Source organism: Dactylosporangium sucinum (assembly GCF_014647515.1).
In the GTDB taxonomy this organism is placed as follows: Bacteria; Actinomycetota; Actinomycetes; order Mycobacteriales; family Micromonosporaceae; genus Dactylosporangium; species Dactylosporangium sucinum.
Map to the genome: position 1 here is coordinate 1 of NZ_BMPI01000112.1, position 22,692 is coordinate 22,692.

18 protein-coding genes are annotated in these 22,692 nt (G+C 72.9%); 13 read left to right on the forward strand and 5 right to left on the reverse strand.

Features of this window, described 5'->3' with window-relative positions; translation table 11 throughout:
- On the forward strand, positions 1 to 186 hold a 186-nt coding region (locus tag IEZ31_RS53085), incomplete at its 5' end, for a hypothetical protein (RefSeq protein WP_190257804.1).
- A 109-nt stretch (positions 187 to 295) separates the two neighbouring features.
- Positions 296 to 1,465: an ROK family transcriptional regulator gene (locus tag IEZ31_RS53090; RefSeq protein WP_190257805.1), complete on the forward strand. Its 1,170-nt coding sequence runs from the start codon at positions 296 to 298 to the stop codon at positions 1,463 to 1,465.
- Positions 1,466 to 1,839: 374 nt separating this feature from the next.
- Here the strand turns inward: IEZ31_RS53090 and IEZ31_RS53095 are convergent, their stop codons facing one another.
- Positions 1,840 to 2,808: an NADP-dependent oxidoreductase gene (locus tag IEZ31_RS53095; RefSeq protein ID WP_190257806.1), complete on the reverse strand. Its 969-nt coding sequence runs from the start codon at positions 2,806 to 2,808 to the stop codon at positions 1,840 to 1,842.
- Positions 2,809 to 2,892: 84 nt separating this feature from the next.
- Between IEZ31_RS53095 and IEZ31_RS53100 the strand changes: the two genes are divergently transcribed.
- Together IEZ31_RS53100 and IEZ31_RS53105 are read left to right on the forward strand one after the other, a co-directional pair.
- Positions 2,893 to 3,477, forward strand: a complete 585-nt coding sequence (locus IEZ31_RS53100) for a TetR/AcrR family transcriptional regulator (RefSeq protein WP_190257819.1) — start codon at positions 2,893 to 2,895, stop codon at positions 3,475 to 3,477.
- Between the two features lie 93 nt (positions 3,478 to 3,570).
- The gene (locus IEZ31_RS53105; protein ID WP_190257807.1) at positions 3,571 to 4,569 is read left to right on the forward strand and encodes a glycoside hydrolase family 5 protein; all 999 of its coding nucleotides are present in this window, start codon (positions 3,571 to 3,573) and stop codon (positions 4,567 to 4,569) included.
- Here the strand turns inward: IEZ31_RS53105 and IEZ31_RS53110 are convergent.
- A complete protein-coding gene (locus tag IEZ31_RS53110) occupies positions 4,550 to 6,040 on the reverse strand; it encodes a glycosyltransferase family 2 protein (protein ID WP_229837203.1) in 1,491 nt (496 codons plus the stop codon). The genes IEZ31_RS53105 and IEZ31_RS53110 overlap by 20 nt on opposite strands.
- Before the next feature lie 79 nt (positions 6,041 to 6,119).
- Between IEZ31_RS53110 and IEZ31_RS53115 the strand changes: the two genes are divergently transcribed.
- The 3 genes from IEZ31_RS53115 to IEZ31_RS53125 all read left to right on the forward strand — a co-directional run bounded on the left by IEZ31_RS53115 (position 6,120) and on the right by IEZ31_RS53125 (position 8,620).
- Complete coding sequence (locus IEZ31_RS53115; protein ID WP_229837204.1) at positions 6,120 to 6,335, forward strand: DUF4419 domain-containing protein; 216 nt, start codon at positions 6,120 to 6,122, stop codon at positions 6,333 to 6,335.
- A 102-nt stretch (positions 6,336 to 6,437) separates the two neighbouring features.
- Positions 6,438 to 7,844, forward strand: coding sequence for a GH1 family beta-glucosidase (locus tag IEZ31_RS53120; protein WP_190257808.1), 1,407 nt, complete (start codon positions 6,438 to 6,440; stop codon positions 7,842 to 7,844).
- 161 nt (positions 7,845 to 8,005) lie between these two features.
- Positions 8,006 to 8,620 carry a hypothetical protein gene (locus tag IEZ31_RS53125; protein WP_190257809.1) on the forward strand — a complete coding sequence of 205 codons (615 nt, stop codon included), beginning with the start codon at positions 8,006 to 8,008 and terminating at the stop codon, positions 8,618 to 8,620.
- Between the two features lie 16 nt (positions 8,621 to 8,636).
- On the opposite strand, the gene IEZ31_RS53130 is transcribed toward IEZ31_RS53125, so the two are convergent.
- On the reverse strand, positions 8,637 to 13,433 hold the full coding sequence (locus tag IEZ31_RS53130) for a WD40 domain-containing protein (RefSeq protein ID WP_190257810.1): 4,797 nt from the start codon (positions 13,431 to 13,433) through the stop codon (positions 8,637 to 8,639).
- A 225-nt stretch (positions 13,434 to 13,658) separates the two neighbouring features.
- On the opposite strand from IEZ31_RS53130, the gene IEZ31_RS53135 reads away from it, so the two are divergent.
- Positions 13,659 to 14,882, forward strand: a complete 1,224-nt coding sequence (locus tag IEZ31_RS53135; protein WP_229837206.1) for an ArsB/NhaD family transporter — start codon at positions 13,659 to 13,661, stop codon at positions 14,880 to 14,882.
- A gap of 3 nt (positions 14,883 to 14,885) precedes the next feature.
- Positions 14,886 to 15,203, forward strand: a complete 318-nt coding sequence (locus IEZ31_RS53140) for a putative quinol monooxygenase (RefSeq protein ID WP_190257812.1) — start codon at positions 14,886 to 14,888, stop codon at positions 15,201 to 15,203.
- A 48-nt stretch (positions 15,204 to 15,251) separates the two neighbouring features.
- On the opposite strand, the gene IEZ31_RS53145 is transcribed toward IEZ31_RS53140, so the two are convergent.
- A complete protein-coding gene (locus tag IEZ31_RS53145; protein ID WP_190257813.1) occupies positions 15,252 to 15,800 on the reverse strand; it encodes a GyrI-like domain-containing protein in 549 nt (182 codons plus the stop codon).
- An 8-nt stretch (positions 15,801 to 15,808) separates the two neighbouring features.
- Positions 15,809 to 16,606, reverse strand: coding sequence for a MerR family transcriptional regulator (locus IEZ31_RS53150; RefSeq protein WP_190257814.1), 798 nt, complete (start codon positions 16,604 to 16,606; stop codon positions 15,809 to 15,811).
- Positions 16,607 to 16,875: 269 nt separating this feature from the next.
- Here IEZ31_RS53150 and IEZ31_RS53155 point away from each other — a divergent pair, with 269 nt between their 5' ends.
- The 4 genes from IEZ31_RS53155 to IEZ31_RS53170 all read left to right on the forward strand — a co-directional run bounded on the left by IEZ31_RS53155 (position 16,876) and on the right by IEZ31_RS53170 (position 22,618).
- Positions 16,876 to 18,366 (forward strand): sugar ABC transporter ATP-binding protein, encoded by a 1,491-nt coding sequence (locus IEZ31_RS53155; protein WP_190257815.1) that lies wholly within the window; start codon positions 16,876 to 16,878, stop codon positions 18,364 to 18,366.
- A gap of 19 nt (positions 18,367 to 18,385) precedes the next feature.
- On the forward strand, positions 18,386 to 21,079 hold the full coding sequence (locus tag IEZ31_RS53160; RefSeq protein WP_190257816.1) for a beta-L-arabinofuranosidase domain-containing protein: 2,694 nt from the start codon (positions 18,386 to 18,388) through the stop codon (positions 21,077 to 21,079).
- A 34-nt stretch (positions 21,080 to 21,113) separates the two neighbouring features.
- Positions 21,114 to 21,560, forward strand: coding sequence for a MaoC family dehydratase (locus tag IEZ31_RS53165; protein ID WP_190257817.1), 447 nt, complete (start codon positions 21,114 to 21,116; stop codon positions 21,558 to 21,560).
- A gap of 107 nt (positions 21,561 to 21,667) precedes the next feature.
- A complete protein-coding gene (locus tag IEZ31_RS53170) occupies positions 21,668 to 22,618 on the forward strand; it encodes a ScbA/BarX family gamma-butyrolactone biosynthesis protein (RefSeq protein WP_190257818.1) in 951 nt (316 codons plus the stop codon).
- Positions 22,619 to 22,692: the final 74 nt, after the last annotated feature.

Consider the following 22,692-nt stretch of genomic DNA (forward strand, 5'->3'; position numbering starts at 1 on the left):
AAACTCTTCGCCGACTACACCCTCGACGGCGGCGGACACCCCACCATCACCACCTCCTACCAGGACATCCGCATCCCCATGGCCGCCAACGGCATCAACCGCACCAGCCCGGCCCAGCTCGCGATGGGCTTCTGGTACGGGGGTGCCGGGACGATCAGCATCGACAGCTTCTCGTTCAGCAACTGAGATCCCGGTCCCGGCGCCGCCCGCTGGTGGCGGCGCCGGGACTTGCGCTCGCTCCGGCAGTTTGTAAACTCCATAGCAATATTGGGTTCACCTCCTCGAAGGGCAGACCGTGACAGACCAGGTCATCGCCGGCACCGACCTGTCGCGGCTGCGGGAGCTCAACTCGCTGACGGTGGTCCGGGCGCTGCGCGACCAGCCGCCGACCACGGTCACCGAGCTCGCCAACGTGACGGGGCTGTCCCGGCCCGCGGTCGACGTGATCGCGCAGGGGCTGGTCAGCAGCGGCTGGGCGACGGTCGTCGAGCCCGGCGGGAGCAGCACGGTCGGGCGCCCGGCCCGGCGGTACCGCTTCCGCGCCACCGCCGGCCACGTCATCGGCGTCGACGTCGGCGCGCACAAGATCCTGGTCCTGCTGGCCGACCTCGACGGCAACGTCGTGCAGACCTCGCGCTGCGCGGTCGCCGCGGACGCCGACCCGGCCGAGCGGCTCGCCGCCCTCGACCAGATCCTGGCCCAGTCCCTCCAGGAGTCGGGCAAGTCGCCGGCGGACATCTGGGCCGTCACGGTCGGCGTCACCGGCCCGGTCGACGCTTCCGGCCGCACGACCCTGTTCACCCCGCTGCCCGGCTGGCGGACGGTCGACCTCGCCGCGCACCTGAGCGACCGGTTCACCTGCCCGATCATCGTCGAGAACGACTGCAAGCTGGCCGCCCTGGCCGAGCGCTGGCAGGGCACCGCCCGCGACGCGAACGACATCGTCTTCCTGCTCGCCGGCATGCGCCTGGGCGCCGGCCTCATCATCGACGGCGTCCTGCGCCGCGGCTACGGCGGCGCGGCCGGCGAGATCGGCGCCCTGAAGGCCGTGCGCTGGCTCACCGCCCCGTCCCACCTGGAGAAGTGCCCGGGCGTCCCGGCCACCGTGAACCCCGACGACGCCGCCGCCTGGGTCTTCAACGCGGCCCGCGCCGGCAACCGCGACGCCCGCACGGCCGTGAACCGCTACGTGAAGGACCTGGCGATCGGCACCGCGGCGCTGGTCCTGGCGCTGGACCCGCAGGTCGTGGTGTACGGCGGCGGCTTCTCCCGCTCGGCCGACCTGGTGCTGGAGCCGCTGCACCGCGAACTGCAGAAGCTCTGCCTCCGCGTCCCGGACGTGCGAGCGTCGACCCTGGGCGCCGACAGCGTGGCGCTGGGCGCGCTGCGCCTGGCCCTGAACGAGGTCGACCAGCGCCTCTTCACGATGGGCCTGAGCGCCCCGGTAGCCCCCCGCCGCGACTGACCCACCACCGCCCGGCCCACCGCCGCCCGGGCCAGTGCCGCCCGGATATGTCCGGCGCTTCGCGCCTGACATATCCGACATTTCGGTTATCCGAGGTTGAGCAGATCACGCATGACCGGGCGGCGGGCTCATGATCGAGGGAGACTTCTGGTCGTCCAGGCAGCCAGATGGTTCCATGGATCATGGGCGAGTGATCATGATCGAGGTCGGCCGGTGACGTTCGGCCGCCCCCGGCCGCCCCCGGCCGGGCAGCCGGGGCAGCCAGGGCAGCCAGGGCAACCTGGGGCAGCCAGGGCAACCCGGGGCAACCTGGGGCAACTTGGGGCAACTCGGGGCAGCGGGGCGGCCGGGGCGGCCGGGGGCGGACGGGGCGGCTACATCGTCACGACGAGCTTGCCCGTGGTGTGGCGGCGGGCGAAGTCGACGCACGCCCGCGGGCCCTCCTCCAGGCGGTAGCGCCGGCCGATCGTCGCCGGCAGAGTGCCGGCCACAGCCAGGTCCGCCACCTCGCGCATGCCGCCGAGCGCGCCGTCCATGTCGAGCACGAACCGCAGGTCGACGTCGTCGCGGCCCAGCCAGCCGGGCTCCGGCACCGGGAACGTGATGGTGAGGACCCGGCCGCCGGGGCGGACGGCGGCGGCCACGCCCTGGAGGCGGTCGCTCGGCAGGGTCAGGTTGAACGCCGCGTCGACGCCCGCGGGGTAGCCGGACTCCGCGTAGCCGATCGTCTCGGCGGCGCCCAGCGCGCGCAGGACGCCCGCGTCGGCCTCGGTCGCCGTGGCGACCACGTTGGCACCGGCCGCGGCGAGCAGCGGGACGACCGCCGTGCCGACGCCGCCGGTGGCCCCGACGACCAGGACCGTCTCGCCCGGCCGCACGCCGGCGGTGGCCATGAGCGCCCGGGCGGTGAGCCCGACGGTCGGCAGCGCGGCCGCCTCCTCGACCCCGAGCCCGTCCGGGCGGTGGGCCAGGAACGGGGTGTCGGCCTCGAACACGGCGAACTCGGCCAGCGAGCCGGTGCTCAGCGACGGCCGGGTCGCGCCGGCCATCGCGCGCAGCGCCCGGGGAATCGCCTGGCCGAAGATCTCGTCGCCCACCCGGAACGCGGTCACGCCGGCGCCGACCTCGGTCACCGTGCCGGCGAAGTCGTTGCCGGGCACGTGCGGGAACGCCAGCGGCACCGAGTCGCGGAACTCGCCGCTGGGCAGGCGGACGTCCGCCGGGTTGATCGAGGCGGCGGCGACGCGGACCTGGAGTTGGCCCGGGCCGGGCCGCGGCTGCGGCACGTCCGCCACCGAGTACGACTCGGGCGGGCCGTAGCCGGTCGCGACGACTGCCTTCATGTGTGCTCCTCCAGGGGAAGCGGACCGTGCGGTCACCTTAAGCGAAGCGGACCAGCCGGTCAACTTGCTAGGGTGACGGCCGTGATGCGTGCCGACGCCGCCCGGAACCGGCGGCTGCTGCTGGCGGCCGCCGCCGACGAGTTCGCCGAGCGCGGGCTCGACGCGTCGGTGGCCGACATCGCGCGCCGGGCCGGGCTCGGCAAGGGCACCGTGTTCCGGCACTTCCCGACCAAGGACGACCTGCTCGCGGCGATCGTGCTCGACCGCATCGACGAGCTGGTCGACGCCGGCGAGCGGCTCCTCGGGGCGGACGACGCCGGGGCCGCGCTGCTGGAGTTCCTCACCGTCGCCGCACACCAGCGGCAGCAGCGCGACCTGTCGTTCCTCCAGGAGGCCGGCGGGCAGAACCCGGCCGTGACCCGGGCGCGTGCGGGCCTCTTCGGTACCGTCGAGCGCCTCGTCGAGCGGGCCCGGGCGCACGGCGCCGTGCGGGCCGACGTAACCGGCGCCGATGTCGTGCTGCTCATGTGCGCGCCGAACTACGTCACGACCTACGTGCCGGACGCGCCGCCCGACCTCTGGCGGCGCTACCTGGCCATCATCTTCGACGGCCTGCGGCCGCAGGGCGCCCATCCACTCCCGCACCCGCCGCCGGAAACGGTCGGATAACCAAAGCTCCCGAGGCGCCCACCTTCGGGTGGATTTGCGGGTGAACGCCGGTACTCTCGTCCCGACGCCGCCCGCCCGACGCCTAGGGAGATCATGAGGAAGTCCGTCGTGCTCGTGGGAGTGCTCGCCGTGTTCGCGTTCGTCGCCGCCCTGTCCTGGCCCGACAGGTCATCGCACCAACAGCAGCAACCAGCCGCCCGCAAGCTGGGGCTGCACGTCAGCGGGCGGGAGGTCGTCGAGGGCGACGGGAGCCCGTTCGTGATGCGGGGGATCAGCCACCCGTATGCCTGGATGCAGGACCAGCGGCAGGCGTTCGCCGACATCAAGCGGCTCGGCGCCAACACGGTCCGGGTCGTGCTCACCCGCCAGACGACGGCGCCCGAGGTGGCCGACGTGGTCGCCACCTGCAAGCAGCAGAAGCTCATCTGCGTGCTGGAGAACCACGACACCACCGGCTACGGCGACCAGGAGGGCTCCGTCCCGCTCGACGCGGTGACCGGCTGGTGGGCGGGGCTGCGCGACGTGCTCGCCGGCCAGGAGGACTACGTCGTCGTCAACATCGGCAACGAGCCGTACGGCAACAGCGGTACCGAGGCGTGGACCGCGGCGACGAAGGCGGCGGTCCGCAAGCTTCGCGACGCCGGCCTGCGCCACCTGCTCATGGCCGACGCGCCGAACTGGGGCCAGGACTGGTCGGGCGTCATGCGGGACAACGCCGCGTCCGTGCTGGCCGCCGACCCGCTGCACAACACGGTGTTCTCGGTGCACATGTACGGCGTGTACGGCACCGCCGAGAAGGTCACCGGCTACCTCGACGCCTTCCGGCGGCAGGGGCTGCCGCTCGTCGTCGGCGAGTTCGGCTGGAAGCACACCGACGGCGCCGTGGCCGACGACGCCATCATGCGGGCGGCGCAGGAGCGCGGGGTCGGCTACCTCGGCTGGTCGTGGAGCGGCAACAGCGGCGGCGTGGAGTACCTCGACGCGGCCACCGGCTTCGACGCCGGGAGGCTGACGGACTGGGGGCGGCGGCTGTTCGCGCACATCAGGGAGACGGCGCGGGAGGCCACCGTCTTCACGACGGCTTCGCGATGACCTGAAAGCGGTTCTCCGTGCGGCGGGCGAACTTCAGGAACCCGTGCAGCCCGGGGATCCCCTCCATCAGCCCGAAGAACGGGATGAGCAACACCACGGCCGGCGGCTCCCACCAGCGCCGCCGGTCGTGGGCCGACACGGTGGCGTTGATGCGCAGGCCCTCCCAGTACATCCAGATCGTGTACGCCATGTTCAGCGCCCACAGCGGGATGACCAGCAGGGTCTCGGGCGACGTGTTCGGGTCGGCGACCAGCAGGCCGATGAGCAGCACGACGCCGACGTTCTGGAACGGGCCGACCACCCACGACAGCACCGAGTAGCCCAGCAGCAGCCGGTTGCGCCGCTGCAGCGAGCGGTTGAACACCAGCGCGGCCAGTCCCCACGACCATCGCTCACGCTGGCGGAAGAAGTCGCGGATGCCGGCCGGGGACGCGCCGTAGCACCGGCCGGCGAACCAGCCGCTGCGCCCCGGGTAGCGCGCGCTGAACAGCAGCGCGAACTGGGCGTCCTCGACCAGGCTGCGCGGGCCGAAGTCCCAGCCGATCGTCGCCTCGATCGAGGCCCGCACGAGCAGCAGCTCGCCGTGCACGCCGGCGCGGGGCGTGCCGCTGCCCGTCCAGGCGGAGAACCGCCCCACGTCCTCGGCCGGGCGGACCGCGTCGGCGAGCCAGGTGAGCCGGTTGACCGCGTACTCGCGGGGATAGGTCAGCATGCCCTGGGCCAGGTGCTTCGCGTGCCGGCCGGCGCCCGACTGCTCCTCGACGAAGCGCGCCATCGCCAGCGCGGTGTCGGGGCCGACGCCCGTGTCGTCGTCCATGTGGAGCACCCATACGTCGTCGCGGGCCTCGCCCTCGTGGAGCCGCAGCTCGTGCGCGTAGTGGGTGGCACGCGCCTTGAACCGGGTGCGTTTCGCCGTGCGGTACCGCCGGGGAACCACGACCAGCCGGACCAGCTCGCTCCCGGCGGCCAGCGCCGCGATGCGGTCCGCCGCCTCGCACCCCTCGTCGATGACGACGTCCACCCGCAGGCGCGGAAAGCACCGGGGCAGGCATGCGACGTAGGAGCGGACCGAGCGTTCGAGCGCGGGATAGGTGTCGTGCCGCCCGACGGTCGGCACGACCACGACGAGTCGGTCGTTCGTCACCGGCGCCCCCCGACCGGCCCACCGCGCCTCCGACTCGCGGATCGCCCGGCGGGTCCGCCGCAGGCCCACGATGCCGGTGAGCGTGGTGAAGATGGGCCAGGTCCACAGGATCGTCAGCGGCCAGCCGAGCCGCCCGCCGTACCGGCCGGTGAACCAGAAGTCGCTGGCCAGGATGACGATGTACGAGAGCACGAGCGGCCAGTACGACGGCCGCCAGCGAGCCAGGCGGCGCCGCGTCCGGGTGGCCTGCCGCTCACCGGGCACGGCGGGCGCGTAGCTGACGGCTGCCGGCGGCAGCCAGGCGTCCCACTCAGGAGTTGCTCCCACGGTGGCGCTCCCTGCGTCGTCGGGGGGTTGTCGCCGGGCGGAAGACGATCTACCCGCCGACGACCGGGCAAATCCAGCAGTGGGGCCGTCAGCGGGCGCGATCGGCGGCGATCCCGACCGGCCGGTGCTCGCCCCGGACGGCGTGCATCCGCTCTTCGGCGCGGTGGCGCGGGCGTTCGCCGACCATCGGCCGCTGGTCCTGTCGCCCGACGCGGTGTGGCTGACGATCGCCTGGCGACCCCGGACCTCGGCCTGCGCGCCGACCTGGCCACCGGCGCCGCGCCGGCCGGCGTGACCTTCACCCTGACCGGCGATGCGGCGGTGGCGGCGCATGTGAGACCTCGCCGGCTCGGCGGATTTCTGGGCGTATCGGGAGAATCGCGCTAGGTTCGCCGCCATGCGACGGCGTTCCCTCCTCACCCTGGCCGGGCTGGTCCCGGTCCTCGGCGCGGTGGCCGGCTGTGCCCGCACCGGCCCCGGCGGCGAACCGGCCGCCAGGCCCTCCGGCGGCGCCACGACCTTCCCGTCCGGCTTCGGCTGGGGCGCGTCCACGTCGGCGTACCAGATCGAGGGCGCCGCGGCCGAGGACGGCCGCGGGCCGTCGGTGTGGGACGTCTTCAGCCACGAGCCGGGCCGGACCCGCAACGGGGACACCGGCGACGTGGCCGCCGACCACTACCACCGGCTCATCTCCGACCTGGACCTGATGCGGGACCTCGGCCTGCGCTCGTACCGCTTCTCGGTCTCCTGGTCGCGGGTGCTGCCCACCGGCCGCGGCGAGGTCGACCAGCGGGGCCTGGACTTCTACCGCCGGCTCGTCGACGGCCTGCGCGAGCGGGGCATCGCACCGGTCGTCACGCTGTTCCACTGGGACACCCCGCAGGCCCTGCAGGAGCTGGGCGGCTGGGAGAACCGGGACTGTGCGCAGTGGTTCGCCGACTATGCCCACACGATGTTCGCCGCGCTCGACGACGCGGTGCCGACCTGGCTGACGCTGAACGAGCCGAAGACGGTGGTCGACGTCGGGTACACGGCCGGCACCCACGCCCCCGGCAAGCGCGACCGGCAGCTGGCCAACGTGGTCGGCCACCACCTGCTGCTGGGCCACGGCCTGGCCGTGCAGGCGCTGCGCGCCGCCGGCACAGGGGGAAGGATCGGCGCGGCCCTGAGCCTGTCGCCGGTCTATCCAGCCGACGACTCGGACGCGGCCCGCGGCCGGGCGACGGTGGCGGACGCCGAGGAGAACCGCCGCTGGCTCGACCCGGTGCTCAAGGGCAGCTACCCGGAGGACTGGCTGGCCACCCAGCCGGCGCCGGTGCGGGCGGCGATGCGCGACGGCGACCTGGCGGTGATCGGCACCGCGAGCGACCTGCTGGGCGTGAACTACTACGGCCCCACGCACATCGCCGGCACCGGCTCCCGCGTCATGCAGCACCCGACGTCCCAGGCGACGTGGCAGGAGATCGACCCGGACGGCCTGTTCGACCTGCTGACCCGCATCAAGCGCGACTACGGCGACATCCCGCTGAGCATCACCGAGAACGGCATGCCCACGACGAACGCCATGCAGGACCAGGACCGCATCGACTTCCTGCGCGACCACTTCGCCGCGGCGCACCGCGCGCTGGCGGCGGGCGTCAAGCTGGAGAGCTACCACGTCTGGTCCCTGATGGACAACTTCGAGTGGGCGGAGGGCTACACCCAACGCTGGGGCCTGGTCCACGTCGACTACGCGACCCAGCAGCGCACCCCGAAGGCCAGCGCGCGGTGGTACCAGGAGGTCATCGCCCGCAACGGCCTCTGACACGGTGGGCGCACGGCATCCCGGGCCCGCGAACTCGTCCGCCGTGGGCACGTCCTGTGACAGGATCTGTATCACGCGCGCCGATGCTGCCTCCGTACTCATGGGGACGGCGCGCGGGTCGTTCTTCCACCGGCAGGTCCATTCTCGGGACGGGGACCGCAGTGCAGGAAAGCTGGCCGCACACGCTCGCCGACGGGTTCGTCGGTGCGTTCCTCGGGTCGATCCTCTCCGTGCTCGTCGCGCTCTACGCGATCCGCCGCGCGCAGCGCACCGACCGGGAGAACCGGCGGGAGGAGCTGTCGCTCGCGGCGGCCGAGCGGCTCACCGAGGCGCTGCTGGAGACGCTGCGCCGGCTGAACCAGCTCGCCGACCACACCGTGGCCCGCACGCGGGCGTCGCGGGCCGAGGCGACGTCCGCCCTCGCCAGCGAGCTGGAGACGGCCGTCGACCTGCACGCGCCGGTGCTGCTGCCGGCGGCGTTCGCCGAGCTGCCGGAGCGCACCCACACGCTGCTGGAGCGGTTCCTGCCGGCCATCGAGGAGCGCGAACGGGCCGTCATGCGGCAGGAGGGGCTCGCCGAGACCGACGAGGACCGGGCGTTCGCCGTCGACCGGCAGGCGGCCGACCTGCGCAAGGTGCTCATCGGGTTTCTGCGGGACACGATCGAGACGCTGACCGCCTACCGGCGGGGCCAGCCGCTGGCCGCCGGCGCGCTGCCCGCGGTGCCGGTGCTGCCGGTCGCGCCGGGCCGGGCGGCAACGCCGCGCCAACGGTGAGCGCGGTGCTGGGCCGTCACCAGCGCAGCGGGGCCTCGACGGGCAGCCGGCGGATCGAGCGGTCGACGGGCGCGTCGAGCTGCCCGGGACCGTATCGGCAGAGCTTGATGGCCCACCACATGGCCTCGCCGGGCTCGCCGTCGAGCTTGTAGCGGCCGTCCGGCAGTACCGTGGCCCAGCCGTCCTGGTCGAAGGAGATCAGCGTGGCGGCCGGCACCGGGCTCGGCGGCCGCCAGAGCAGGATGACGCCGTCGGCGCCGGAGCTGGCCAGGAGGCCGCCGGCGCAGTAGGTCACGTCGTAGACGGCGCCGGTGTGCCCGGTGAGGGTGGCCAGCGGCGCGCCGTCGGCGGTCCGCCACACGCGGACCGTCTCGTCCTGCCCGGCGGTGGCGAACGCCGTGCCGTCGGGGCTGAACGCCACGCTGTGCACCCAGCCGCGGTGCGCGGCGAGGGTCGCGACGTGGGCGCGGTCGGCGTACTGCCACAGCTGCAGGGTGCCGTCGCTGCCACCGCTGGCGAGCAGGCTGCCGGCGGCGTTGAAGGCGAGCGCCGACACGACCCGGGTGCGCCCGGTCAGCAGCGGCTCGCCCCAGGTGCCGTCGTCGATGTGCCACAGCTGGATGGTCTCGTCGCCGCCGGCCACGACGAGCGTGCGGTCGTCGCGGGTGAACGCCAGCCCGGCGACGGTGCGGGTCGGGCTGGCGATGGTGTTGACGCGGGCCGCGTCGGCGACCCGCCACAGCCGGATGCGGCCCTCGCCGGCCGCCGTGGCGAGCAGGTCGCCGCCGTGGTTGAACACGAGCTTGCGGACCGGGCCGCCGTGCGGGGCACCGGCCGGTGAGGCGTGCAGTTCCCCGTCGGCCAGGCGGCGCAGCTGTACCGTGCCCTTCGCGCCGCCGACGGCGACGAGCGCACCGTCGGGGCTGAACCCGACGCCGAACACGCCGTCGGTGTGGTCGCGGTGCAGCACCGTGGAGGTGCCGCCGGCGAGCCGCCAGAGCCGGACCCGCCCGTCGTCGGTGCCGGCGGCCAGCAGCCGCCCGTCGCCGGTCGCGGCCAGGTCGTTGATGTCGTTCTGCCGGCCGCCGAACGCGAACCGGCCGCTGTGCGACGACACCGTCCAGATCCGCACGGTCCCGTCGGTGCCGGCCGTTGCGAGCAGGTCGCCGTCGGGGCTGTAGGCGGCGGCGAGGACCTCGTCGTCGTGGCCGGACAGGTTGGCGACGACCGAGCCGTCGGCGACGTTCCACAGCCGCACGAGGCCGTCGCCGCCGCAGGTCGCCAGCTCGGTGCCGTCGGGGCTGAGCGCGACCCCGAGCACGACGCGGATGTGCGCGGCGATCTCGTCGCGCAGCGCGCCGTCGCCGACCCGCCACAGCCGGGCCTTGCCGTCGCCGCTGCCGGTGGCGAGCAGCGTGCCGTCGGCGTTGAACGCGAGCGCCTGCACCGGCCGCGACGAGACGTGCAGCGTGCGGCCCCGGGTGCCGTCGGCGACGTTCCACATCCGCACCAGGCCGTCGCCGGCGGCCGCGGTGAGCAGCGTGCCGTCGGGGCTGAACGCGACGGCCGTGACGCCGGGCCCGGCCGCGTCCTCGGAGCCGAGGGTGCGGTGCAGCACGCCGTTGGCGACCCGCCAGAGGTACAGGGTGCCGTCCTCGCCGCCGGCGGCGAGGAGCGTGCCGTCGGGGCTGAACGCCACGGCCTGCACCGGCCCGGCCGGCTCCGCGAACGTCTCGCGCAGGGTCACGTCGTCGGTCCGCCACACGCGCACGGTGCCGTCGAGGGCGGCGCTGGCGAGCAGGCCGCCGTCGGGGCTGAACGCGACCGAGGTGATCTCGCCGGTGTGGCCGGAGAGCGTGCGGTGGATGCGGCCGCCCTGCGGGCCGGCGACGACCACCGTCAGGCCCATGCCGTAGGCGACCAGCCGCCCGTTCGGGCTGAACGCGACGCTGCGGGCCGGCGCGACGGCGGGCGGGCGCTGCATTACGACCGGGTCGCGGCCGGCGACGGCGGCCTCGGCGAGCTCCGGGCCGTGCAGCGCGGCCGGGTCGGCGGTCACGTTGATGAGCGACGCGCCGGTCCACCGGCTGCCGGTGAGCACGGTGCCGGACAGGTCGGTGGCGACGAGGCGGGCCTCGCTGAAGTCGGCGCCGGCGAGGTCGGCGCCGACCAGCCGGACGCGGTCGAGCGCGGCGCCGACGAACTGGGCGCTGCGCAGCGAGGCCCGGCTGAGGTCGCTCTGCACGAGCCGGGCCGAGGTGAGGTCGGCCCCGGCCAGGTCGGCCTCGCTGAAGTCGTTGCCGGCGATGAGGCTGCCGCGCAGGTTCTGCCCGGACAGCCGGGCCTGGGTGGCGTGCTGGACGCCGACCCGGTCCTGCACGAGCAGCGCGTTCTTCTTGGCCACGTCGCTGGCGGTGACGCTGTCGAGCACCTGCCGCGCCCACTCGACGGCCGGCCCGCGGCCGACGAGCCCGGCGAAGAAGTCGGCCATGAGCGCGGAGATCGGCCGGTGGCCGAGCACGGCCGGGTTGCGGTCCGGGCCCTGCAGCTGGCGGGCGGCCTCGGCGGCGATGAGCCACTCCAGCACCGACTGGTGGACGAAGCCGAACCGGCCCTCGTCGTCGCGCACGAGCAGGGTGCCCGAGCCGACGAGCTGGGCGGCCTGGTCCTCGTCGAGGAACCGGTCGGCGAGCGGGCCGAGCGCCTGCGCGGTCTCCTCCTCCAGCTCCGACACGGCGACGGTCCACTCGATCTGCTGCCAGAGCCGCATGGCGAGCGCGCGCACCGCCCGCCACCGGTCGTCGGTCGTCAGGACCGGCGTGGCGCCGCGCGGGCTCGCCCGCCAGTCCTCGTGCCGGAACCAGTGGTCGAGCAGTTCGCGGTACAGGTCGGCGGAGCTGATGCTGCCCTCACGCGCGTGCACCCGGCGCAGCCGCGCCTCGTCGAGGTTGGCGATGAAGCCGAGCATCCGCGGGTTGCGCGACAGGCCGAGCAGGTCGCGGATCTCGCGGATCAGGTCGAGCCGGGCGTCGGCCTTGCGGTGGTCGCCGCCGAAGAGGCGGATGAGGTACTCGCGGATCTGCTCGTCGGTGAAGTCGACCAGCTCGACGAGGTGCGAGCTGCGGACCCGCTCGACGCGTTCGCCGAGCGCGGTGAGCACCTGCTGGGTCGACATGAAGTGCTGCGAGCGGCTGCTGATGACCAGCTTCGCCCGGCCCTCGAGGCCCTGCAGCAGGGTCTGCAGGCGGTCGGCGGCCCGGTCGTACGACACCCGCAGGGCCAGCTCGTCGAAGCCGTCGAACATGAGCACGATCCGGCCGCTGCGCAGCATGTACCGGAACGCGTCGAGGTTGATCCGCTTCTCCCCCGAGAACGCGAGGTGCTGCGCGACGAGCTCGTCGACGCTGCGGGCCTTCTCCAGGGTGCGCAGCTCCAGCAGCATCGGCACCAGGTGCGGCAGCCGCTCGGGCATCCGCCGGGCCAGCTCCTGCAGCAGGAAGGTCTTGCCCAGACCAAAGTCGCCGAGGACGAGCGCGAACTGCTGGTCGTCGGTCTCCATCCAGCCGAACACCTGCTCCAGCAGGCCGTCGCGGACCTCGCCGGGAGCGCCGATCACGCGGTACCGCTGGGGAACATAGGTGGCGGGCGGGTAGAGCCGGCTGTTCTCCAGGCGCTCGGTCTGGCGGGCGAGGTAGCTGCGCAGGTCCATCAGGCCCTGGTACTCGACGAAGCTGCGCAGGTTGACCCCGCGCTTGCGGGCGAGCGCGACGAGCTGCTCGCCGGCGGGCGCGCCGCTGTAGACGAACTCGGAGACGAGGTACGGGTCGGCGGCGGCGAAGTCCTGGTGGACGTGCTGCACGAACTGGTCGATGATCCGCTCGGTGACGCCGTTCTCGGCCAGGCCGACCGGCCGCTGGGTGACGAACGAGTCCTCGACCGAGCTGACCCGCAGGTACATCGGCGCCTTCGCGGTCGCGGGCACCGTCACGATCGTGGCGCCGCCGTGCCGCAGCGCGCAGATCTCCTTGACCCGGTCGGCGAACTCCTCGACCCGCCGGGCCCGGCCCCCGGGCTGGATCGTCTCGACCGGCGCCGGCGTGCGCCCGGCCGACGGGAACGTGGCGTGGACGGCGTCGAGGGCGGCCGGGAGGTCCTCGCGGACCAGGCGGCCGCCGGGGGCCGTCCAGCGGGTCAGCCCCTCGGGGGCGACGCGCAGCAGCTCGACGCCGCCCGACCCGTCCAGCACCAGGTTGAGCTGCGGGGCGATGAGCCGGTCGAGCAGTTCCGCGTCGCGCAGCTCGGCCTGGTGGTGCAGGAGGCCGACGCGCAGCCAGCCCATGCCCTCGTACCGCGGCAGCCGCGACTGGAACCACTGCGCCTGCTGCTCGCCGATCAGCCCGTAGCCGTCCTCGTCGCGGTGGCTGTGCGCCATGGTCGAGTTGACGCCGGCCACGACCACCTTCAGGTCGGGCTGCTCGAACAGCGACCACGGCTCGCCCGGCGCGAACGACACGTCGGCGACGTCGTGGTAGAACCGGCCGAACATGGCGGCGAACTGGGTCCACTTCGGCCAGTACGGCGGCTCGGCCTCCTCGTCCTCGGCGGCGCGCTGCAGGAAGTAGGAGGCGGCGGCCTCGCGGTTGATGTCGCCCTCCCCCGGCACGAGCACGACCCGCCGCGGCGGCAGCTCGAACCGCTCGGCGATCTCGCCGAGGTAGCGCAGCGCCTGGTCGTACTCCCACTTCCGGCCGCGGCGGGCCAGGTTGCCGGTCACCAGCACGAGATCGGGGCGGGGCAGCCCGTCGCCGAGCATGATCCGGAATGCGTCGTCCGAACGTTCGCCGGGGCCGCCGTCCGGCTTATGGAATTCCGGCAGCCCGGCGAGCTGAAGCACCGTAATCGCAGGTCGTTGCTCGTTTCCGGCCACGATTGTGGACACGGTGCCCCCTGTCGCCCATCGATTGGCGCCTACTCTACCGGTCCGCACGATCACGGTGCGACAACCGATCGAGTGCGGCCATCCCTGATACTGGGCACCGTGAAGGACTCGGTGGTGGTCGAGCAGCCGCCCACGCGGCCGGCCAGATGGCGGCCCGACACGCTGACCTGGGTGGCGATCGCGGTCAGCGTGCTGGGGTTGGCCGCGGTGCTGGTCGGCCCGTTGACGCCGGAGGATGCGACGGCGACCCTGCGGCGCGTCCTGCCGCTGCTGATCTTCCTCGGCTTCGTCGTGATCCTGGCCGAGCTGACCGCGAGGGCGGAGGTGTTCGACGTCGTCGCGGCGCGGCTGGCGATCCTCGCCCGCGGCAACTACGCCGTGCTGTTCGTGCTGTGCGTGCTGCTCGCCTCGGCGACGACGATGTTCCTGAACCTCGACACCACCGCGGTGCTGCTGACGCCCGTCATGCTGGCCGTGGCCCGCGCGATGCGGGTGTCTCCCCTGCCGCTGGCCATGACGACCGTCTGGCTGGCGAACACCGCGAGCCTGCTGCTGCCCGTATCCAACCTCACCAACCTGCTGGCCGGCGACCGCATCGACCTGACGCCGGCCGAGTTCGCGGCCCGCACGGTGCTGCCCCAGGCCGCGTCGATCCTGGCCACCATGGCCTGCCTGTGGCTGTTCTACTGGCGGCGCGGCCGGCGGGGGGCCGACCGCTACGCGCCGCCGGAGCCGCATCGCCCGCACGACCGGGTGCTGTTCGCGCTCGCCTCGGTCGCCTGCGTCAGCTTCGTCGTGCTCATCCTGGCCGGCGTGCCGCTCGCCTGGACCACCGGCGCCTGCGCGGGCGCCGTCCTCGTCGGCTTCCTGCTGCGCGACCGGGGCAGCCTGCGCTGGTCGCTCGTCCCGGTCCGGCTGCTGTGCTTCGTCACCGGCCTGTTCCTGGTCATGCAGGCCGTCGGCCGGCTCGGCCTCGACGACCTGCTCGCCGCGGTCATGAGCACCGACCCGGGCGCCGCCGGCACCGTGCGGGCCGCGATCACCGGCGCCGGGCTGTCCAACCTCATCAACAACCTGCCGGCGTACGTCGCGGGTGAGTCGGCGGTGCCGCTCGCCAATCACACCCAGCTGCTCGGCCTCCTCCTCGGGACGAACATCGGGCCGATCATCCTGCCGTGGGCCTCGCTCGCGACGCTGCTGTGGTACGAACGGTGCCGGGCCCAGGGCGTCACCGTGTCCTGGCGGACGTTCATCCTCACCGGCGCCGTCACCGCCGTGGTCACCCTCGGCGCCTCGGTCGGTGCCCTGCTCCTGATTGGCTGACAAATGATCTTCATTACCGTGAAGTTCCGGGTCCGGCCCGAGCACGCCGACGCCTGGCCGTCGATCACCGCCGCGTTCACCGCGGCGACCCGCGCCGAGCCGGGCAACCTGTGGTTCGACTGGTCGCGCAGCCTGGACGACCCCGACGAGTACGTGCTCGTCGAGGCGTTCCGCGACGACGCGGGCGAGGCGCACGTGACCTCGGAGCACTTCAAGGAGGCGCAGCGGACGCTGCCGCAGTACCTCGTCGAAACCCCGCGGATCGTGAACGTCACGCTGCCGCAGGACGACTGGTCGTCGCTCGGGGAGATGGCCGTCTGACCCTTGGCTTCCGGCGCCGGGGCGGCGAGCCGCCCCGTGCGCTCCCCCTCAGCTCTCGACGCCGTACCGGATGATCGTCCGCAACCGCTCCGGGGCCGTGCGCCGCGGGTCGCTCAGATAGATCTCGTGGTGCACCCCGGTGACCGCCCGCTCGTGCCGCGCCGCGAACGCGAGCAGCCGCTCGATGGCCGGCGTCTCCTCCGCGTACGGCCCCACGTGCAGCACCTGCACCGACGGCCCCTCGGCGAAGGTCTCCACCCGCACCCCGTCGACGTCCTGCATCTGCGCGGTCGCCTCGGCCGGCAGTTGCAACAGCATCGTCCACCGCCACCCGGCCCGGTCCCCGCGCCCGTCCCCGACCCCGGTCCACAGCCCCTGCAACGGCGGCACGGTGTGCACGACCCCGGCCGCCTTCAGCACCCCCCGGACCCGGTACGCGGCCCGGTACAGCCGCTCGACCGCGTCCCGGTACCCATCGCCGGACGGGTCCCCGGCCCCGTCGACCATCAGGAACGGCAACGGCGGCACGTCGACGAACCCGGGCTCGGCACCGGCGGTGTACAAGGGCCGGTGCAGCTTGCGCAGATCGATGCTCATGGCTTCGTTCACTCCTCCCCGACCGGCACCACGAGCTGCGTCACCAGCCGGTCCGGTTCGGTGGTCGTAGGGTCGGTCAGGTAGATCTCGCGCGCCACCCCGGCGGGGACGAACCCGCGCTCGTGCACCCAGGCGAACACGGACTGGTAGGTCAGCGGCAACTGCTCATAGGGCCCGCTGTGCACGGCCACCACCGCCGCGGTCGCCGCCAGCTCCTCCACCTCGAGCCCGGGCGGTCCGCCGGCATCGGCACCGGCCGGGAGCTCGGCACCGGCGGCGACGCGGAGGTCTCCGTCGAGCTCGGTCGGGAAGAGCCCCCAGAGCGGCCCGGCGAACGGCACGCCGGCGGCGAGAACGCGCCCCAGGCACCCGGCAACGGCCGGACCGATGTCGTCCGCCGCGCACACCGCCCGGGCGACGAGCAGGCGGCGCGCCGGCTCCCGGGTCAGCCGCACGTCATGCTGCAGCAGCCCCTCACTGAGCAGCCGCTGCAGCGCGTCCACCGTCCGCCGGGCCCGCGCCAGCTCCCGCTCCAGCCGGTCCCGCTCGGCCGCGAGCACGGCGGCCCGCCCCTCGTCGTCCCCGGCAAGGATCTCGGCGATGGCCGGCAGCGGCACGTCGAGCGACCGCAGCAGCCCGATCGCCATGGCGTCGCGCACCTGCGACCGGTGATAGAACCGGTACCCGGTCGCCGCATCGACCTCGGCCGGCCGCAACAGCCCGACCTCGTCGTAATGACGCAGCCGCTTGACGGTCAGCCGGCACAGTCGCGCGAACCCGCCGATGGTGAGACGTTCACTGGACACGGCTTCATCCTGAACCCTCCCACAGTGGCCGAGTCCACCCGCCACCAAGGAATACCCGCGCGGTTCGAGGAACGCTTCCATCGGTAAGCGTTGACGGGTGGGGCGCGGGTTCAGTACCGTGCTGCCTCAACCGCCCCAATGTTAACGCTCTACAGAGCGTCTCCCGCCAACGCGTCAAACCGCCACGAGCACCGCCGGGCCGGTCGTGTTAGCGCTAACACGACCGGGCGAGCCGGCGTGCCCGCACACCCACGGAACCGGGGGGTGCCATGGACATCGCGCCTGTGCTCTCGATGCACCGGATCAGCAAGGAGTTCCCCGGGGTCAAGGCCCTCGACGAGGTGGACTTCCGGCTGTACCCCGGGGAGATCCACGCCCTGATGGGCGAGAACGGCGCCGGAAAGTCGACCCTGATCAAGGTGTTGACCGGGGTCTACGACACCGACGGCGGCCGCATAGTGCTCGACCGGCAGACGGTCCGCTTCGCCGGGCCGGCGGCCGCCACGCAGGCCGGGATCAGCACGGTCTACCAGGAGGTCAACCTCTGCCCCAACCTCTCGGTCGCCGAGAACATCCTCATCGGGCGCGAGCCGACCCGCTTCGGCCACATCCGGTGGAAGACCATGCGCCGGCGGGCGAGCGAGCTGCTCCACCGGCTCCAGCTCGACCTCGACGTCGCCGCCCAGCTCGACGACTACCCCATCGCGATCCAGCAGATGGTCGCCATCGCACGCGCGATCGACGTCGAGGCCAAGGTGCTCGTGCTCGACGAGCCCACCTCCAGTCTCGACCAGGGCGAGGTCGAGCGGCTCTTCCGGGTCATGCGGCAGCTGCGCGACCAGGGCATCGCGATCCTGTTCGTGTCGCACTTCCTGGGCCAGGTGTACGAGATCTGCGACCGCATGACCGTCCTGCGCAACGGCCGGGTCGTCGGCGAGCACCGGGTGGCGGACCTGCCGCAGCTGGAGCTGGTCGGGCTGATGCTCGGCAAGGAGCTGGAGGGCCTCGACGACCTGCCGCGCCACCGGCCCGACCGGGCCGAGCCCGTCGTCGTGGCCGAGGAGCTGGGCCGGGTGCCGGCCGTCGAGCCGTTCAGCCTCACGATCCACAAGGGCGAGGTGGTCGGGCTGGCCGGGCTGCTCGGCTCCGGCCGCACGGAGCTCGCGCGGCTGCTGTTCGGCGCCGACCGGCCCGACACCGGCCGGCTCACCGTCAGGGCGGAGCCGGTCTCGCCGGAGCCGCACGAGTCGGTGCGGCGCGGCATCGCGTTCTGCTCCGAGGACCGGCGCACCGAGGGGCTCGTCGAGCAGCTCACGGTGGAGGAGAACATCCTGCTCGCGCTGCAGGCCTCGCGCGGCTGGTCGCGGCCGATCCCGAAGCGGCGCCGGCAGGAGGTCGTCGACTGGTACATCGCCGGCCTCGACATCCGCCCCGCCAACCCGAACCTGCCGGTGCGTGAGCTCAGCGGTGGCAACCAGCAGAAGGTGCTGCTGGCGCGATCGCTGCTCACCGATCCCTGCCTGCTCATCCTCGACGAGCCGACCCGCGGCATCGACGTCGGCGCCAAGGCCGAGATCCAGCGGCTCGTCGTCGAGCTCGCCGGGGCCGGCATGGCCGTCGTCTTCGTCTCGGCCGAGCTCACCGAGATCCTGCGGATGAGCCACACGATCGCCGTCCTGCGCGACCGCCGGATCGTCGCCCGCGTGACCGACACCGACCACCTCGACAGTGCCCGCCTGCTCCGCGAGATCGCCGGATAACCGCGAAAGGACCACACCGATGCCGAGCCTCAGCCGCCGCCGACTGCTGCAGACCACGGGCGCCGCCGCCCTGGCCACGACGATCGTCCCCGACCAGGCCGCCGAGGCGGTGTTGGCTCCGGCCCGTGCCGACATCGGCGTCGGTGCGTACCCGTTCGACCTCGGCCAGGTGCGGTTGACGGCGGGCCGTTTCCTGGACAACCAGAACCGGACCCTGTCGTACCTGAGGTTCGTCGACGTCGAGCGGCTGCTGTACAACTTCCGGGCCAACCATCGCCTGTCCACGAACGGTGCCGCGGCGACCGGCGGGTGGGACGCGCCGACGTTCCCGTTCCGCACCCACATGCAGGGCCACCTGCTCACCGCGTGGGCGCAGGCGTGGGCGGCGCTCGGCGACACGGTGTGCCGCGACAAGGCCAACGCCATGGTCGCCGCCCTCGCCGCCTGCCAGACGAACAACCCGACCGCCGGATTCACCGCCGGCTACCTGTCCGGCTTCCCCGAAGCGGACTTCACCGCCCTCGAAGCCGGAACGTTGAACAACGGCAACGTCCCCTGGTACTGCATCCACAAAACCCTCGCCGGCCTGCTCGACGTCTGGCGACTGATCGGCACCACCCAAGCCCGCGACGTCCTCCTCGCCCTCGCCGGATGGGTCGACTGGCGCACCGCCCGCCTCAGCCCGAGCCAGCTGCAAGCCACCCTCGCCGTCGAGTTCGGCGGCATGAACGCCGTCCTGACCGACCTCTACCAGCACACCGGCGACACCCGCTGGCTCGCCACCGCCCAACGCTTCGACCACACCGCCGTGTTCAACCCCCTCGCCGCCAACCTGGATCAGCTCAACGGCCTGCACGCCAACACCCAGGTCCCGAAATGGATCGGCGCCGCCCGCGAATACAAGGCCACCGGCACCACCCGCTACCGCGACATCGCCGTCAACGCCTGGACCATCACCGTCAACGCCCACACCTACGCCATCGGCGGCAACAGCCAAGCCGAACACTTCCGCGCCCCCAACGCCATCGCCGGCTACCTCACCAACGACACCTGCGAACAATGCAACACCTACAACATGCTCAAGCTCACCCGCGAACTCTGGCTCCTGCAACCCGACAACACCACCCACTTCGACTTCTACGAACGCGCCCTGCTCAACCACCTCATCGGCGCCCAGAACCCCGCCGACACCCACGGCCACATCACCTACTTCACCCCACTCAAACCCGGCGGCCGCCGCGGCGTCGGCCCCGCCTGGGGCGGCGGCACCTGGAGCACCGACTACGACAGCTTCTGGTGCTGCCAGGGCACCGCCGTCGAAACCAACACCAAACTCGCCGACTCCATCTACTTCCACAACGGCACCACCCTCACCGTGAACCTGTACGTCCCATCCGTCCTCACCTGGACCCAGCAGAACGTCACCATCACCCAAACCACCACCTACCCGACCAGCGACACCACCACCCTCACCATCCAAGGCAGCGGCACCTGGACCATGCGCATCCGCATCCCCGCCTGGACCACCGGCGCCACCGTCACCATCAACGGCACCACCCAAACCGCCACACCCGGCACCTACGCGAGCATCACCCGCACCTGGGCGAGCGGCGACACCGTCACCGTCAAGCTCCCCATGCAGGTCGCCGTCAAGAGCGCCAACGACAACGCCAACGTCGTCTCCGTCCACTATGGACCGGTCGTCCTCGCCGGCAACTACGGCAACACCGCGCTGACGGCGCTCCCGGCGCTCGCCACCTCGTCGGTCACCCGCACCAGCACGACCGCGCTGCAGTTCACCGCGAGCGCCGACGGCACGAACGTCGGCCTGGGACCGTTCCAGGACGCGCACGGCTTCAACTACACCGTCTACTGGAGCACCGGCGGCACCAATTTCCGGCTCGTCAACGCCGCCTCCGGCCTGGTCCTCGGCATCCAGAACATGTCCACCGCCGACGGCGGACCCGCCCTGCAGTGGACCGACAGCGGCACCGCCGACCACGACTGGGAGCTCGTCGTCGACGGCACCGCGGTACGGCTGCGCAACCGCAACAGCGGCAAGGTCCTCGGCGTGCAGAACATGTCCACCGCCGACAACGCGATCGTGCTGCAGTGGGCCGACAACGGCACCGCCGACCACCGCTGGACCGTCGTGGACAACGGCGACGGCGGGCACAAGCTGCGCAACGTCAACAGCGGCAAGCTCCTCGGCATCCAGGGCAACTCGACCGCCAACGGCGCCCAGGCCGTGCAGACCCCCGACGACGGCAGCGCCGACAACCTCTGGCGGTTCGTCCCCAACGGCGCGCGGCGCATCCAGAACCTCGCCAGCGGCCGCGTCCTCGGCGTGACGAACATGTCCACCGCCGACAACGCCCTCGTCGTCCAGTGGGACGACAACGGCACCGCCGACCACCTGTGGACCGCCGTCGTCGACGGCGCCTACCTGCGCCTGCGCAACACCAACAGCGGCAAGGTGCTCGGGGTCGAGAACAACGGCACCGGCAACGGCACCCGCGCGGTCCAGCTCCCCGACACCGGCTCCAACGACCGGCGGTGGAGGCTGCGGTACAGCGGGAACGGCTGCTTCCGCATCCAGTCCGCGAACGGCGGCCGGGTCCTCGGCGTCACCGGCGCCTCCACCGCCCAGGGCGCGCAGATCCTCGTCTGGGACGACAACGGCACCAACGACCATCTGTGGCGCTTCCTGTAGCAGTACGGCAATCTGGCGCCGCCAGAATCGACGCATGACGACATTCACGGACATCGCAGCGGTACAGACCGGGGACCTCGGCACGACCGGGTGGGAGGTCCTCGACCACGAGCGGATCCTGGCGTTCGCCGACGTCACCGGGGACCGGCAGTGGATCCACGTCGACCCCGAGCGGGCGCGCACCGACAGCCCGTTCGGCACGACCGTCGCGCACGGCGCGCTCACCCTCGCGCTGTGCACGACGTTCGTGACCCGGCTGCTGCGCGTCGAGAACGCCGGGATGACGGTCAACGCCGGCTTCAACCGGGTGCGGCTGCGCACGCCGGTGCCGGCCGGTTCGCGGGTGCGGGGCCGCGGCGCGGTGGTCGGGGTCGTCGAGCTGCCGCGCGGCATCCAGGCGACCGTGCAGGTCACCGTCGAGCTCGACGGCGCGTCGGTACCGGCCTGCCAGGCCGAGCAGGTGCTGCTGATCCTGCCCTGAGCCCGGCGCCGCACGCTGCGCTTTTACGCGGCATCGACACCGGTTCAATGCCCGCCTTGAATACTTCGACCGGACCGAAACCGAGAACGGCGAAGGGAGTGACCGCCGTGTCGTTCCGCAGCACGGTCGACCGGCACCTGGTGCACCGCGCCGCGGTCGCCGAGGTGTTCGTCACCGACGTGCAGGAGACACCCGGACCGACCTATGTCGCGGCGGCCCAGCTGCCGATGGCCCATGCCTACTACAGCGACGACCTGCTGACCCCGAAACGCTTCGACATCCTGCTCGTCGCCGAGGCGAGCCGGCAGGCCGCGATGTACGCGTGCCACCGGTTCCTCGACGTGCCGCTGGGCACCGCGTTCGCGGTACGGACGCTGGAGGTGCAGCTGGCCGACGGCGACGGGCTGCGGGTCGGGCACGCGCCCGGCGAGCTGTGGATCGTCATGACGTTCCCGGAGGTGCGGCGGCGCGGCACCGAGGTGCGCCACTTCCGGGTGCACCAGGAGCTGGAGATGGCCGGCCACCGGCTGGGCACCGTCGCCATGGAGGTGAGCGCGATGTCGGCCGCCGACTACCGCGGCCTGCGCTACCTCCAGCGGCAGTCGGACCCGCCCACCACCGTGGACCTGCGCGCCGGCCGCGCACCCGGGCGGACCGTCCAGCCGGGCCTGGTCGGCCGGCGCGACCCGGCCAACGTCGTGCTGGCCGAGCTCGACCCGGGAGCGCCCGGAGAGCACGGTCCGACGGCCGAGCTGCGGCCCGCGTTCGGCAACCGCGGCATGTTCGACCACGACTACGACCACCACCCCGGCATGGTGCTCATGGAGGGCGCCCGGCAGTTCGCGCTGCTGGTCGCGGGCGGGCCGGCGACGGCGCTCGGCCTGCGGGCGCGGTTCCTGCGCTACGCGGAGCTGGACGCTCCGGTCCGCCTCAGCATGCCGCGCCAGGTGTACCGCGCGGAGCCCGGCAACCGCCTGGCCGTGCCGGTGCAGGTCCACCAGGACACGGCCGCGGTCGCCGAGCTGGTCTGTTTCCTACGAACCGGGGAGTCGACGTGAGCGGTTCCGGAGCGCAGCGGAGGAGGCCGCTCACCATGGGCTCAGGGCGGAGCTCAGGCGGCCGGAGCGAAGCG

What these genes read in the sequence shown, in the direction of transcription:
- IEZ31_RS53095 (WP_190257806.1), bottom strand. Translation starts at nt 2,808, where the DNA reads ATGAAGGCAGTCGTCGCGACCGGCTACGGCCCGCCCGAGTCGTACTCG.
- IEZ31_RS53100 (WP_190257819.1), top strand. Translation starts at nt 2,893, where the DNA reads ATGCGTGCCGACGCCGCCCGGAACCGGCGGCTGCTGCTGGCGGCCGCC.
- IEZ31_RS53105 (WP_190257807.1), top strand. Translation starts at nt 3,571, where the DNA reads ATGAGGAAGTCCGTCGTGCTCGTGGGAGTGCTCGCCGTGTTCGCGTTC.
- IEZ31_RS53120 (WP_190257808.1), top strand. Translation starts at nt 6,438, where the DNA reads ATGCGACGGCGTTCCCTCCTCACCCTGGCCGGGCTGGTCCCGGTCCTC.
- IEZ31_RS53130 (WP_190257810.1), bottom strand. Translation starts at nt 13,433, where the DNA reads ATGCTCGGCGACGGGCTGCCCCGCCCCGATCTCGTGCTGGTGACCGGC.
- IEZ31_RS53140 (WP_190257812.1), top strand. Translation starts at nt 14,886, where the DNA reads ATGATCTTCATTACCGTGAAGTTCCGGGTCCGGCCCGAGCACGCCGAC.
- IEZ31_RS53145 (WP_190257813.1), bottom strand. Translation starts at nt 15,800, where the DNA reads ATGAGCATCGATCTGCGCAAGCTGCACCGGCCCTTGTACACCGCCGGT.
- IEZ31_RS53155 (WP_190257815.1), top strand. Translation starts at nt 16,876, where the DNA reads ATGGACATCGCGCCTGTGCTCTCGATGCACCGGATCAGCAAGGAGTTC.
- IEZ31_RS53160 (WP_190257816.1), top strand. Translation starts at nt 18,386, where the DNA reads ATGCCGAGCCTCAGCCGCCGCCGACTGCTGCAGACCACGGGCGCCGCC.
- IEZ31_RS53165 (WP_190257817.1), top strand. Translation starts at nt 21,114, where the DNA reads ATGACGACATTCACGGACATCGCAGCGGTACAGACCGGGGACCTCGGC.